Source organism: Nonomuraea sp. WAC 01424 (genome assembly GCF_003947315.1).
GTDB classification, from domain to species: domain Bacteria; phylum Actinomycetota; class Actinomycetes; order Streptosporangiales; family Streptosporangiaceae; genus Nonomuraea; species Nonomuraea spiralis.
The window spans coordinates 368974-383143 of record NZ_QHHZ01000001.1; the positions used below are offsets into that span (position 1 = coordinate 368974).

Consider the following 14170-nt stretch of genomic DNA (forward strand, 5'->3'; position numbering starts at 1 on the left):
TCCAGAGAAGAGGAACCGACCGTGAAACTCGCGACCGTCGAGTACGAGGGCGCCGAACGGACCGCACTCGTACTCGACCAGGGCGAACGCCTCCTGCTGCTCGACCGCGCCCACCACCTGCTGACCGGCCGGCACTCCCCCGCACTGACCACCATGCAGGCGATCATCGACGGCGGCGAACCCGTGCGGCAGACCCTGGAACGGCTCGCCGGACAGGCCCCGGACGAGGCGGTCGTCGCCGCGTCCGCGCTGCGCTGGCTGTCCCCGCTGCCCCGCCCCGTGCAGATCCGGGACTTCGGCGGCTTCATGGACCACTTCCGCAACGCCCGCGCCCGGATCCAGGGCATACCGGCCGACCGGGTCGAACTGCCCGCCGTCATGCTCGAACGGCCCCTGTACTACCTCACCAACCGGCTCGCGGTGGCCGGCCACGACAGCGACATCACCTGGCCCGCTTACTCCTCGGTGCGGGACTACGAGCTGGAGTTCGCCTGCGTACTCGGCCGCGGTGGCACGGACATCACTGTGGCGGACGCCCCGTCGCACATCTTCGGCTACACGGTCTTCAACGACTTCAGCGCCCGCGACACCCAACTGGAGGAGATCGCCACCGGCCTGGGCCTGAGCAAGAGCAAGGACTTCACCGACGCGAACGTTCTCGGCCCGTGGATCACCACCGCCGACGAGGTCGGCGATCCCTACCGGCTCACCATGACCGCCCGCATCAACGGCGAGGAGGTCAGCCGCGGCACCACCGCCGACATGCACCACACCTTCGCCGACATGATCGCCTTCGCCTCCCGGTCGACCCGGCTGCACGCCGGAGAGGTCCTCGGCTCGGGCACCGTGCCCACCGGCTGCGGGCTGGAACACGGCCGCTTCCTCGAACCCGGCGACACCGTGGAACTCGAAGTCTCCGGCCTCGGCATCCTGCGCAACCGGGTGGTGTCATGAACGGCCTTCGGGGAGGCTGCGTGCAGAAATCAGCGGTAGCGACCTGGGGCTTGTTCGCCTGTTAGTGATCCGTGACGTGATGGACCGAACCTCCTACAGCTCCGGCCGGCCGCCAGTCAGTTGATCAGTGGGTACGGCGGCGGGGTGCCAGGACCTCGGTGACCTGGGCGATGGCCTCGCCGGCTACGTGGCAGGTGGGACGCTCAGCAAGGGGCGGTAGGTGGTGATGTCGGCGTTCTCGCCGATGGGGTGGCCGTCGGCTTCGATCCAGGCGTGGGCGGCGCCACTGACCGGATCGTCGGGTTCTGTCCGCCATCCAACGTCACTCGTACACCTGTTCTCTCCTGCGGAGGGAGGTCCGCGAACCGGCCGATCTCCTGCAGCAGTCGCACTACGGCGCCGGTGCGTTGGGACTCGCCTTCAGGCGAGGCCAGGCTCTGCACCGGCAGCAAGACCTGGACGGCCTTCAGATGCAGCACGCCCACGCGAGCGGCGACGCTTTTTGCGCAGGCCAGGAACGGCTGGACAGGCAGCGGCCGATTGACCACGGTCGGCGTCGGCAGCGACACCTGGAACCAGGCAGCTCGGGAGTGTCGGAGACCGGCAGAAGAATCGAACCCGGCATCGTTCATCCCCCACAGGCCGCAGTCGTCTCCGGTCGGCTCGATGAGCCACGTAGTGCCAGGCGGTGGCGGTGCCGATGGTACATCCACCGTCCGTCGGCATGACCATTGACGGCATGAGCGGAGAAAACTCATTGCACAACCGGCATGCCGTCGGCCACCAGAACGTCAGGGGTGGGTGGTCCGGGACGGGACCCCGCAGCCGCGGTCCTTTGCCCTTCAGCCGACCGGGGTGAGCATGTCGTACCTGATCTGCTCCTGGCTGAGCGCGACCGAATAGAGGCGGACCTCGTCGAGCATGCCGTTCTTGGCGCCGCCGAGCCTCAGGGGCGCGGCGCTGGCCCGTATCGAGCCGGCCTGCGGGTAAGGGGCCCTTTCGTCCACGAGAGTCCCGTCGACGTACAGCCGCAGCACCTTGAGGTCATAGGTGAGCGCCACGTGGTGCCAGGCGTCGGCCGTCGTGAAGGTGTCCGTACTGTTCACGCTGGTGCCTGTCCCCGCTACCGCCACGTCGCCCGTGGCGTACGCCCCTGCCGGTACCTGTAACCAAAAAGCCGAGTAGCCGTCGGGCGGCGAGATCGTGCCATCGCTCTTGGTCACCCACGCCTTGGAATCGGCGGCGGGCAGCCTGACCCAGAACTCGGCCGTCATCGCGGTCGTGTTCAGGCTGTACCAGTCCGGAATGGTGAAGGAGGTGGAGTATCCAGGGAACGACGCGGCGTTGCCGTACTTGCCCGGAACCCAGGTGATCGGGCTGGCCACAGTGCCGTGATGGCCCCCGCCCGAACTGTCGGTGACGTCCCGGCCTGAACTGTGGTTCATGCCGTACGAAGCGACCAGAGTCCAGGTGAGCGGATTGACCGTGACCGCGACCGCGGCCGAGGAGGTGGCGTGGCCGGCGTAGTCGACGGCGGCCACCTTGTAGTAGTAGGCGCCCGGCGCCACCCCCTGATGCCGGTAGGTAAGGGCGTTGACGGTGGTGACCAGGGTGGCGGGCGAAGGAGTGAAGTCGGCCTGCGCCGAGCGGTGTATCTCGTAACCACGCAGTCCCAGGTCGTCGGCGGCGGCACTCCAGGTCAGCGTGGCCTCGCCCTGGCCGCCGGTGCCGCTCACGGCCGGCGCTGTCGGCGCGCGGTCGGTGAAGGCCGTCCCGGTGACGGTGGTCTTCATGTCGGCCTGGATCTCTGCGCTGCTCAGCGCCCTGTTGTAAATCCGGACCTCGTCCAGGAGCCACGAGGGGTCCTGGGTTTCGCCGAAACCCAAATAGAGCGGCTCATCGCCCGTCGTGATCGGGCCTCCCGCGGTGGCCTGCTCGGCGGCCTGCTCCCCGTTGACATAGATGCGCAGCGCATTTCCGTCGTAGGTGGCGGCCAAGTGGGTCCAGACGTTCACGGGAAGACCGGGCCCGGCGAGCCAGGGGTATTCCTCGGTTCTGACGGTGGTCTGGGTAGAGGCCCACTCCGGTGAGTAGTAGCCGGAGTCCGCTGCGAGCCAGTACTCCGGGTAAGCGTCACCATTCGGGTCACCCTTGGAGATGATCACGGCAGAGGCGTTGAGGTCGGTGCTGGGGTGAACCCACGCCTCCAGCGTCATGCCGGATGTCAGGCGCAGACTGTCCGCGTCGGAGACGGTTACCTGCCTGTGCGACAGGGCCCTGCCGAAAGGGCCGTCGTGCCACTCCGGATGCCATCCGGTGCCATGGTTGCCATTGCCTGAGGAGTCGATGATGGTCGTGCCCGAGCCCTCTTCAAAACCGTAGGCCGCCACGAGGCCGGTCGGTTCCGAGCCGGAGTCGGCGTGGGCGGGGGAGAGCAGGGCACAGATTGCGGCCATGGCCAGGATGAAGGCGCGAGTTAATCGAGTCATTGGTCCCCCTGTGAACTCTGAACGTGACCTCCCAGGCCCGGCATCCCGTAATGCCGCCGTTCCTGTCGAGCGTGAACCTCTTGGTGATGTCGTCTTCGCCCCCGGCTCCCGACCCCCTGCAGGAGGCCGCCCTCGGCGTCCGCAGGCCGCCGGCCCAGGGCTGATCACGACCTGGCGTCCGCGCGTGGCACCGGCAGACGAACGGCAGCCTCAAGGCAGGTGCCGGAGCTTTGGCGGACGTCGTCCCGCAAGGGTTTCCTGCCGGACTTCCTGCTCCAGCCACACGCCGATGAGCTGTCCACCTGAGTGGAACTGGCCATGCGGACGCCCGTCGAACAGCTCACGGCCGAGACGTCATCCCTACTGACACCAGGACGCTTTGAGCCTGGAGACGAAGATCTCGGTGACCTTGGGTTCCAACTGCAACTGGATGGTCTCCCAGTCGCAGAAGTAGATCTTCTTGCCGGTGCTGACCTTCACGTAGCCCGACCATCCCCCCGCGTACAGGCGATCTCCGTAGGAGTTCACGCTGTAGAACCCCCATGTGGTGATGGTCTTCACGCAGATACTGGTGCCACATTCGTAGTAGTACTTGAGGTCGCTGGTCGCACTCCGCGTGGCCGACGCCGCCGTGGGGGCGGCCACGATGCCGGCCGCGATCCCGATCGCCCCGATCGTGGTGAGCACCTTTGCCGTGACCTTCATGAGAATCTCCTCCGTCTCTTCGGCCCTTTGGCCTTTCTGGTCGCGTCTTGCCGACCGCCCTTGCGCCGGCGGATGGCTCACCCCATGCCGAAGCTCAGGGTCGCTTTGATGTCTTTCGAAAATCAAAAGCGCCATCCATGGCCGCACGGAAATGATTTCCGAAAAGCGAATATCACCGCTCCACGCAAGTTGCCGTTGACGGGAATCAATGGCTCTTCGTCGGCGCCCGTGGCAGCAAGGCTCCCCCAGCCGAATTCCGATCGCAACGCCTTTTAGCCAAGACTAAAAGGGTGGGCCGGCCTTGGCTGAACAGGGCTGGCGACGCGAGAATCCATGGCATGATGCGCATGCACTTTTCCGACACCGACCTTCGCCAGATCACGTTCGCCCCGGCTCCGAACACCCTGTGGGAGACGGTGCTGAGTGTGCGCCTGCTTCGTGGCACGCCGACCGGCAGGAGCTGGTCGCGGCCCGGGGTCCGCCGACTGCACCGGCAGGTGAAGGGAAGCCTGGCAGATCGTGCTGGGGTGCTCGCGCCCCTGGCTGCACCGAAGAGCTTATTGCCCGCGTTCCTCCTCCAACCGGACGCAGGAGACTTTGCCACCGGTGTCGAGCTGGCCCGTCAGACGCCCACCTCGTATCTGGCGGTCGACATGAGCTCGTTGTCGCCCGCCCAGCGGACCGGGCGGTGGGCACAAGAGTTGGCTGAGGGCACCCCCGGGGCGCGCCAGACCTTTGCCGGTGACCTGCACCGCTACTTCACCTCATCCGTGGAGCCGCTGTGGCCGCAGATCCAGACCGAAGCCGCCGCCGACCGGACGCTGCGCGCCGAAGCCCTGCTGCGCGGCGGAGTCGACGCCCTGCTGGCCACCCTCCATCCCAACTGCCGCTGGCAGCCGCCCACTCTGCACATCCCGATCGACGGCGACTACGACATCACCCTGGGCGGACACGGGCTGCTGCTGATCCCGTCCTACTTCGCGCCCCGCCCGATGGTGATGTACCGGCCCGACGCGGCCACCGTGCTGGTCTATCCGATCTTCGTCATGGACCGGCCCGCCAACTCGACCGACGTGCTGGGGCCCCTGCTCGGCCGTACCCGCGCAGCGGTGCTGGCGACGCTGCGTGACCCGGCCACCACGACGTCCGTGGCCGAACGGGTCGGCATCTCCCTCGGGTCCGCCAGCCAGCACACCACCGTGCTGCGCAACGCCGGACTCATCTCAACGACTCGGATGGGCGGCGCCGTCCTCCACACCCTGACCGCCCTCGGACAGGCCCTCCTGCACAGCGGCCCGAACGTCGGCTCATAACCCGTGGCGCGTGATCCGGGGCCAGGTGTGCCGTTTGTACCCTGAGGCGTTGCAAGTCGGCGGCCGGCCGGTCGCGTACCGGTGGAGTCTCTGACCGACGAGCAGGCCGAGGCGTACGGGAAGTTCGCCGAGGAGCCGACGCGGCCTGAACCCCGCGCCACTGTGTATGGCCAGTCCAGGCATCAGGGGTCACGGGTTGTCGGCGGCCGTTGCCGTGAAGCGCAGCAGCAGTTTGCTCGTCATCTCGGGCGCTTCCACCATGGGGAGGTGCCCGACGCCGGGTAGCAGCTCGACCCGTGCGTTCGGGACCGCGTCGTACTGGTGCGCCGACGACGGCTCCCAGCGGGGGTCGGCAGAGCCGAAGATCACCTGAACGGGGACCTGGAGGGCGGCCAGACGCTCAGGCATGCTCCGTTCGGCGATGTAGGCGGTGTTCCGGCGCAGCACCGTTCTCATCACGCGGTAGGTGATGCTCCGTACGTCGGCGACCAGGTCGTCCGGGAGGTCCACCGGGCGAGCGGCCATCGCGCCGATCCCCTTGCGGATCATCGCATCCGAACGCCTCGACCACAGGAGCGGGCCCAAAGGCGGGGCCAGCAGGAGTCGAAGGATGAACGGCTGCCGAAGGAGCGCGTCCGGGCTCGGGCCGCTACTGATCAGTGCAAGCGAACCCACGAGGTCGGGACGTTGTTCGGCGAGCGCGGTGGCGACGTAGCCGCCGCTGGAGTGCCCGACCACGGCGACGTGACGAAGGCCGAGGTCGTCCAGCAGCGCCGCCACCTGGCCCGCCTGCGCAGGCACGTCGTACGACGGCACGGGCGGGGACTGGCCACAGCCTGGCAGGTCGACCCGGATGAGGTGATGGTGGGCGGCCAGTGCCGGGACCATCGGGCTCCAGAATCCGCCCGAGGCCCCCGATCCGTGGATGAGCAACAACGGCTGCGCCTGCCGCGGGCCGTCATGGACCACGTGCATCCCATGCGATTGCTCAATGTCGTACTCACTCATGCGGAGACTATGCACGGGCGGTCGACTGTCAGTCTTGGACAAATGTTCCCGCAAAGGTGAAGACCGACGGCCTGGCACCATCAACGGTTGTACCGATGTCCCCCAAGGCCGGAAAACGGCCTGGCGGATCGCCCGACACTCCGGCTCATTCCCGCGCAGCGGGAGCCATGGAGATGTTCCAGAAGTCGGCGTAGCGGCCACCATGGTCGAGCAGTTCGTCGTGGCTGCCTTCCTCCACGATCCGGCCGCCGTCCAGAAAGACGATGCGGTCGGCGCGCCGGACGGTCCGCATCCGATGCGCCACCATCACCACCGTCCGGCCCGCCATCAGGCGCTCGATGCCCTCGTGGACGGCCGCCTCGCTGACCGGGTCCAGCGCCGAGGTCACCTCGTCCAGCAGCACGATGGGCGCGTCCTTCAGCAGCGCCCGCGCGATCGAGACACGCTGGCGCTCACCACCTGACAGCAGTGCGCCGCCCTCGCCGACGTTCGCCGCCCATCCTCCGGGCAGTCGCTCGATCACTTCGTCCAGCCGCGCCGCGGTCGCTGCCGCCCGCACCTCGGCGACGCCCGCGTCGGGACGGCCCAGGCGCACGTTCTCCTCGATCGTGCCGTCGAAGAGGTAGACGTCCTGGAAGACGATGGCGATCCGGGCCATCAACGCCTCGGTGCTGATCTGGCGCACGTCCACGCCTCCCACGCGCACCGCGCCGGCGTCCACGTCGTAGAAGCGCGCCAGCAACTGCAGCAGCGTGCTCTTGCCCGCGCCGGACGGTCCGACGACCGCGAGCCGCTGCCCCTCGGGGACGGTGAGCGACACCTCGTCGAGCACCGTGAGCTCGCCGTGCCGGAAGGCGACGGCGTCGAACTCCAGGCCGTGGTGCGCCGGCTGGATCGGCTCGCGGGGCTCCCGCAGCGGCTCGGTGCGCAGCAACGCCTCGAGTCTGGCCAGCTCCGAACGCGCGCCGCGGAGTTTGCCGCCGATGTCCGACAGCGACAGCAGCGGGTCGGCGCAGCGGGCGGCCAGCACCAGGATCGCCAGGATCTCCGCCGCGCCGATGTTCCCGCCGAGCGCGAGGTAGGCGCCCAGGACCAGGAGCCCGGTGAAGATCATCTGCACGGTGAGCGTCAGCCCCACGGCGCCGGGCAGTGTCGCCAGCACGGTACGGCGGGAGGCGCGCTGGGCATCCAGCAGCGAGTCGTCGAGCAGCTGGAAGCGTTCGCCGGTCCGGCCGCCGGCCCGCAGCACCGGCTGAGCCTGGAGGAATTCGATGACGCGCCCGCTGGCCTCCTGGTCGCGTTCGTGACGGTCGGCGTCGGCGGCGGCCGTCGCGCATGCCGTCCAGGCATGGATCGCCGCCACGACGGGTGCGGCGAGCAACGCGGCCAGCCCCATCCGCCAGTTGAAGGCGGTCATCACAACCACGATGGTCAGGGGCGTGACCAGGGCGGAGACGAACGGTGCCAGCAGATGCGCGGCCACGCCCATGGCTTGCAGGAGGCCGCGGCCGGCCAGGGCGGACACCTCGCCGATGCGAGCGGCGTTGTACCAGCCGAGGGGGAGGCGGGCCAGATGCTGGCCGAGCCGGTGATACATGCCGCGCAACATGGTGGTCCCGACCCGCATGCCGGACAAGTCGCTGACGTAGCGCAGCACGGCGTAGAGGGCGACCGCGGCCCCGAACGCGACCAGCCAGGGCACGGCGTCCGCAGGCGTGCTCCCGAGCAGCGGCCGCAGCACCGGGACCAGCAGCGCGTAGGACAAACCTTCGACCACCGCGGTGATCGTCATCAGGATCACGGTGCGGCGCATCGCCCGGGCGTACTCGTCTCCGAGCACGCGCAGCAGCATTCGGATCATCGGGGCTCGTCTCCTCGCAGTACGCCATCGTGGGTTTCGATCTCGGCGGACTGGTGGGATCGCCAGAACGCGGCGAACCTTCCGCCTCGTGTCAGCAGGTCGGCAGGTCTGCCGCGTTCGACGATCGCTCCTTCCTCCAGCACAACGACGGTGTCGGCGTCGGCGACCGTCTCCAGCCGGTGGGCGATGACGACGATCGTGCGGTCGCCGCTCAGCGTCGCCAGGGCCCGGTGGAGCGCCTGTTCGGTCTGTGGGTCGGCGAAGGAGGTCGCTTCGTCCAGCACCAGAACGGGCGCGTCGGCCAGCAGCGCGCGGGCGATCGAGATCCGCTGTGCCTCGCCTCCGGACAGCTTGGTCTCTTCGCCGAGCACCGTGTCGTATCCGCGTGGCAGTTGGAGGATGCGGTCGTGTATGTCGGCCGGCCGGGCGGCGCGGATCACGTCGTCGCGGCCGGCCCGCGGCACCGCCAGCGCGATGTTGTCGGCGACCGAGACACGCAGCAGACGGACGTCCTGGAAGACGAAGGACACCTGCCGATGCAGCTCCCGGCTGCCGATCTCACGCAGATCGACGCCGCCGAGAAGGACCGAGCCGTGGGTGGGGTCGGGCAGTGGCCGGACCGCGAGCACGTCTTTGATCCGGCCGACCGCGCGGCCGGCGGCCTGCAGGTCGTCGAAGCCGTGCCCGAGCGCCGCCACCGGAGCGGTCAGTCCCAGCCCGAGCAGCAGGAACGGCAGCAGATCCGCCGGGGCCAGGCCGCCGGAGGTGATCAGTGCCGTGCCGCCGACCAGCACAACCAGCAGCACGAACGGCGGCGACAGCGCCAGCTACATCCCGGCGGCGATCACGGACATGCCGCGCACCCAGCGGGAGAAGATGCTGACGAAGTCGTCGGCGGCCGTCAGAAACGTGCGGTGGGCGCGCTCGCCTCCGCCGAACGCCTTGACCACCGAGATGCCTTGCACGAACTCGACGACGGAACTGGCTATCCGTCCCATGGCCGCGTCGTAGGCCTCCTGCTCGCGCGTCCTGGCGGGCAGCATCAGCAGCGGAACCAGCGCTGTCGCCAGCACCACCGGGATCAGCGTGATCAGCGTGAGCCGCCAGTCGACGGTGAACAAGTAGATCAGCGACACCAGCGGCACCACGAACGCGGCGACGAGCTCGCCGGGGGCGTGGGCGATGAACGGGTGCACGGCGCTGACGTCCTCGCCGACCACCTTGGCCAGCTCGCCGGTGCGGCGCCGGGAGAACCAGCCGATCGGGACGCGTCCCAGCGACGCGGCCAGCTGCCGGCGGAACGTCAGTTGCACCCGGCTGTCGAGAACATGCCCGATTCCCGACGACGCGGCGGTGCACAGCAGCCGGATGGGCAGGCCGGCCGCACCCGCGATCACCACGGTCCAAACGTGAACGTGGTCGATCGGGCCGGGCGACAGCAGAGTACGGCCCAGTTCGACGACCGCCAGCAGCGGGGCCAGACCCGCGAGCGCGCCAATGACCTGCAGGATCACCACGGCCGCGAAACTCCGCACATGAGGGCGCAACAGCCGTGCCATGCTCGGTCCCGCCGCCGCAGAATCGGCATCCGGTTGCTCGATCGTCTGAGCGAGGTCGGTGGTGGTCATCGTTCTCCGGTCTTCGTCAATCTCGTCACGACCCGGCCCGTGGCCGAGCCGATGGTGGATGAGGGGGCGGCGGTGGATGAAGGGGCAGGGTGCGAGCGGGCCGGCCTGGGCTTCCAGGCTCCGGTCCGCGTCTCCAGGCGGCTGCCTCGCGGCAGGGTGATGGCCATGACGTTGCTGGGGACGTCCAGCTCGATGTGGTGCCACAGTCCGCGCGGGATGATGGCAGCGGTGCCGGCCACCAGCCTGACCTCTTCCTCCTGCTGTCCCGCCGGCTCGGGACGGAGGTGGAGGCGTATCTTCCCGATGAGGCAGGACACGATCCCCTCGGCCGCGGGGTGGACTTCCCAGCGGTCGGCGTGGTCGTCGGCATCGGTCTTCGTGTGGAAGGCCATCAGCTGCCGGCTGTCCTAGCCGGAGTCCGTGAATCTTCTCCTGGCGTTGATCTCGCCGACTTGGCGCAGGTGGATGGAGGACTCGAAGAGATCGATCGGGGAGGACGAGTGCGGGGGCACGTAGGTGCGGTCGTGGCACACGTAGACGTCTCCGTCGTCCAGGGCCTGGATCGAACTCTCCGTGGTGCCGTCGGGAATGGTCATGGGCCCACTGTCGCCCTTTCGACACCAACGGCCGCATAGGCTACGCCCATAGGACGGCTGTCCGGAATCATCAGGGCACCTCAGTTCGGGGACGTCCACCACCGCCACCGCGGCAGCTACGCCGACGGTTCACCTACACCCTTTGAGGAACGCAGCACTCGGCCGAGCTGCTCATCACTCTACCGAGCTGTTCAGCTAGGTAGAGTGATCGTCTCTACTGTGGATTGACCGGAAATGGATGGGCATGGCCGAAGACCTGCGTTATTCGTTGCTCGGCCCGGTGCGGGCCTGGCGCGGCGGGCAGGAGCTGGAGCTCGGCTCGCCGCAACAGCGCCTGGTGCTGGCCGTACTTCTGCTGGCAGGGGGCAGGACCGTGAGCGGCGAGCAGATCATGGACGCGATGTGGGGTCAGACGCGGCCGCGTACCGCGCTCCAGATCTTGCGCACCTACGTCTCGCGGCTGCGCGCGGTGCTCGGCACGGACGCTCTCAGGTCCATCGGCGACGGCTACGCGCTGCGGGGCGGGGCGAGCGACCTCACCGAGCTTCACGAGTTGTACGGCGAAGGCCGCTACGCCGAGGCGCTGGCCCTGTGGCAGGGCGAGCCGCTGGCAGGGCTCTCCGGACTGTTCGCCGACTCCCAGCGCGCCCGCCTGAGCGAGCAACGACTCGCCGCGCTCCAACACCGCCTCGACGCCGACCTCGACGAAGGCAGGCACGTCGAGGCCGTCAGCGAGCTGACCGCCCTGTGCGCGGAACATCCAACCAGGGAGCGCCTGCGCGGCCTGCTCATGCTGGCGCTGTATCGGGCCGGACGGCAGGCCGAGGCGATCGGCGTCTACACCGACACCCGCAGGCTGCTGGCCGACGAACTCGGCGTGGACCCCTCGCCGGAGTTGGCCGAGCTGTACCAGCGCATCATCAGCGCCGACCCCGAGCTCGGCCGCGCCCCTGCCCGCCCCGGCACCGCCCACGCGCCGGTCACGCACACGCCACGGCAGCTACCTGCCGACTCGGCCGACTTCACCGGCCGCGAGCGCGAGATCGAGGAGATGGTGACCGCGCTGCGCTCCGGCGAGACCTCCGCCCTGGTCCGCACGCCGGTCGCCGGGGCAGGCGGCGTCGGCAAGACCACGCTGGCCGTGCACGTCGCCCACCAGCTCGCCGGCTACTACCCCGACGGGCAGCTCTTCGTGGACCTGCGCGGATGGGGTGCCGAGCCGCTGGAACCCGCAACGGCGCTCGGCTCGTTCCTGCGCGCGCTCGGCCTGGATGAGGCGCCGGAGGACCTCGCCGAGCGGGCCGCGCTCTACCGCTCGGTGCTCGCCGACCGGCGGATGCTGGTCGTGCTCGACAACGCCTCGGACGCCGGACAGGTCCGGCCGCTCATGCCGGGCTCGTCACTCTGCGGCGTGATCGTCACCAGCCGGGCCAGGCTGACCGGCCTCAGCGACGCCCGCCATATGAACCTGGAGGTGCTCGGCCCCGTCGAAGCGCTGCGTCTGCTGGGCAGGATCGCCGGGGAAGCGCGTGTGGCGGCCGAGCGGCCCGCTGCCATGGACCTTGTCGCCGCCTGCGGCTTCCTGCCGCTGGCCATCAGGATCGCCGCCGCCAGACTCGCCGCCAGGCCGAACTGGAGCGTGGCCGGCATGCGCGACCGGCTCTCCGACGAGCGGCGCAGGCTGGCTGAGCTGCGTGCGGGCGATCTGGCAATCGAGGCCACGTTCACACTGGGATACGAGCAGCTCGACGACACCCACGCGCGGGCCTTTCGGCTGCTGGCCGTACCGGATGGAGGGGATCTGCCGCTCGCGGCCGCCGCGGCGCTCCTCGACCTGCCCGAGCACGACGCGGAGGACGTCTGCGAGGGGCTGGTCGACGTCAGCATGCTCCAGTCGCCCTCGCCCAGCCGCTACCGCTTCCACGACCTGCTGAAGATCTACGCCCGTTCCCGCTGTGACGATCCAGAGGTACGGCGGGCCGCCCTCGACCGGCTGCTCGACTTCTACCTGGCCTCGGTGTGCGCAGCGATGGGACTGATCATTCCCGGCGACAACCGCCCGGCATCGGCGGCCGCCCGCTCGGCGGGAATGCCCTTCGCTGACGCCACCGCCGCCATCGACTGGATCAACGAGGAAGAACAGGGCCTGCTCGGTTGCGTCGAGCAGGCCGCCCGCACCCCCGGGTGCGACCTGCGCCAGGCCGTAGCCCTGTTCGACATGGGCATCGACGGCCTCGGCTTCGACTCCGACCACGCCCGCATCGACCGGATCGGCGATCTGCTCGTGGGCGCGGCAGAGGAACGCGGCGACCAGGTTCTGCTCGCTCGCGCCCGGGTCACGCGCGGCCTCACCCGGGTGGACCGCAACCACCATGACGCCGCCACGGCCGACGGCATGGCCGGCCGCGACCTCAGCCTCGAGCACGGCGACCTGGCAACCTACGCGAGAGCGCTCAACCTGTTGGCGCTTTGCGCGAATGAACGACGCGAGAGGTCCACCGCGGTGACCTGCTACCTGCAGGCGGTCGAGACATCGCGATCGATCGGCGACCTGGCCTACCTCGCCACCGGGCTCGGCAATCTGGCCCGCGCTCTGTCCGCCGTGGGCCATCACGACGAGGCGCTCGAAGCCGCCGGCGAAGCCGAGCGGATCATGCTCGACCTCAGGGACGGGCAAAACGACGCCGACGCCACTTACCAGTACGGCATCGTGCTGTGCCAGGCAGGGCGGCCGGAGGAGGCGGTGCTCAAGCTGGAGACGGCGATCACCGAGTACGGGCGGATGAAGATGCCCGCCTTCCAGGGAAGCGCGCTTTTCCGGACCGGGGAGGCGTACCTGGCGGCCGGGATGGCCGAGCGGGCGGTGGAATGCGCGGAAGAGGCGCTGACGATGCTCGTGGAGTCGGGCGATGAGTGGGGGCAGGGCATGGCGCTGACCGTCCTGGGTCGGGCGCTGTGGGAACTGGGGCAGCCGGGCCGCTCCCAAGCCTGCCTGACAGAGGCACTGTCCATCTTCGAACGGCTCTCGCTGTCCGAGGCGGCCGACGTCCGCGCCCTCCTGACGAAGGTGAACGCCTAGTGCCGCGTTCCTCAAAGGTGTGGATTGCCCCTGGCCAAGAGCCTTGAGGAGGGAAGAACGCACCATGCGCCGGTTGGCCGGTGCCCGACACGCTCCCGGTGACTGGATCCGGCTCTGCGGCGTCTCCCTTGACCTGGTGAACGATGTCGATTCTCGGGCGGGGATCGACCGCGACCGTGCTCACCACGTTGGCGGGGCCCCCTCTGAAGAGCCCGTTGGTGCTTGCCGTTCTGCTCCTGTTGCCCACCTCCCGTGTGGGAGCCCGACGGCGAGACGGCGCCCCCGCCTATGACGAAGATCCCCAAACGATGTGCAGGATCGTTCAGACTCGTTCGGCACTCTGGTAGTCATTCATACAACCGTTCAGACCCGTCCGGCTCAGTTCGTGGTCGTCCATCCGGGTGGCCCCCAAGATGGCTCCCAGAAGTGGGCTTGACAGTGCCGCGTGAGCTGCCGATTTTCCCGCAGCGTCTCACCCATGCCCGCAGCTTCAGATATTCGGTTGGCAGCACCTGAGGGCGTAGCGATACTGCGGTG

The 14170-nt window shown here is 68.9% G+C and carries 11 protein-coding genes; 3 read left to right on the top strand and 8 right to left on the bottom strand.

What is annotated here, in order from left to right; genetic code table 11:
• The first annotated feature begins 21 nt into the window (after window positions 1–21).
• The gene (locus DMB42_RS01690) at window positions 22–954 is read left to right on the top strand and encodes a fumarylacetoacetate hydrolase family protein (protein ID WP_125629881.1); all 933 of its coding nucleotides are present in this window, start codon (window positions 22–24) and stop codon (window positions 952–954) included.
• A gap of 842 nt (window positions 955–1796) precedes the next feature.
• Here the strand turns inward: DMB42_RS01690 and DMB42_RS01700 are convergent.
• Together DMB42_RS01700 and DMB42_RS01705 are read right to left on the bottom strand one after the other, a co-directional pair.
• Window positions 1797–3344, bottom strand: coding sequence for a LamG domain-containing protein (locus tag DMB42_RS01700; RefSeq protein WP_185844417.1), 1548 nt, complete (start codon window positions 3342–3344; stop codon window positions 1797–1799).
• A gap of 459 nt (window positions 3345–3803) precedes the next feature.
• The gene (locus DMB42_RS01705; RefSeq protein ID WP_125629885.1) at window positions 3804–4148 is read right to left on the bottom strand and encodes a hypothetical protein; all 345 of its coding nucleotides are present in this window, start codon (window positions 4146–4148) and stop codon (window positions 3804–3806) included.
• Between the two features lie 347 nt (window positions 4149–4495).
• On the opposite strand from DMB42_RS01705, the gene DMB42_RS01710 reads away from it, so the two are divergent.
• A complete protein-coding gene (locus DMB42_RS01710) occupies window positions 4496–5461 on the top strand; it encodes a helix-turn-helix transcriptional regulator (RefSeq protein ID WP_260477423.1) in 966 nt (321 codons plus the stop codon).
• Between the two features lie 189 nt (window positions 5462–5650).
• On the opposite strand, the gene DMB42_RS01715 is transcribed toward DMB42_RS01710, so the two are convergent.
• The 6 genes from DMB42_RS01715 to DMB42_RS54710 all read right to left on the bottom strand — a co-directional run bounded on the left by DMB42_RS01715 (window position 5651) and on the right by DMB42_RS54710 (window position 10554).
• On the bottom strand, window positions 5651–6469 hold the full coding sequence (locus DMB42_RS01715; protein ID WP_260477424.1) for an alpha/beta fold hydrolase: 819 nt from the start codon (window positions 6467–6469) through the stop codon (window positions 5651–5653).
• A 145-nt stretch (window positions 6470–6614) separates the two neighbouring features.
• Window positions 6615–8330 carry an ABC transporter ATP-binding protein gene (locus DMB42_RS01720; RefSeq protein ID WP_125629889.1) on the bottom strand — a complete coding sequence of 572 codons (1716 nt, stop codon included), beginning with the start codon at window positions 8328–8330 and terminating at the stop codon, window positions 6615–6617.
• A complete protein-coding gene (locus DMB42_RS54700) occupies window positions 8327–9136 on the bottom strand; it encodes an ATP-binding cassette domain-containing protein (RefSeq protein ID WP_260477425.1) in 810 nt (269 codons plus the stop codon). The genes DMB42_RS01720 and DMB42_RS54700 overlap by 4 nt, the downstream gene beginning before the upstream one ends.
• Before the next feature lie 21 nt (window positions 9137–9157).
• Window positions 9158–9958 (bottom strand): ABC transporter ATP-binding protein, encoded by an 801-nt coding sequence (locus tag DMB42_RS54705; protein ID WP_260477426.1) that lies wholly within the window; start codon window positions 9956–9958, stop codon window positions 9158–9160.
• Window positions 9955–10350, bottom strand: coding sequence for a cupin (locus DMB42_RS01730; protein ID WP_260477427.1), 396 nt, complete (start codon window positions 10348–10350; stop codon window positions 9955–9957). Before DMB42_RS01730 ends, DMB42_RS54705 begins: the two co-directional genes overlap by 4 nt.
• A 15-nt stretch (window positions 10351–10365) precedes the next feature.
• Window positions 10366–10554 (bottom strand): hypothetical protein, encoded by a 189-nt coding sequence (locus DMB42_RS54710; protein WP_260477428.1) that lies wholly within the window; start codon window positions 10552–10554, stop codon window positions 10366–10368.
• A gap of 244 nt (window positions 10555–10798) precedes the next feature.
• On the opposite strand from DMB42_RS54710, the gene DMB42_RS01735 reads away from it, so the two are divergent.
• Entirely contained in the window at window positions 10799–13633 is a 2835-nt protein-coding gene (locus DMB42_RS01735) for an AfsR/SARP family transcriptional regulator (protein WP_221761970.1), read from the top strand.
• The last annotated feature ends 537 nt before the right edge of the window (window positions 13634–14170 follow it).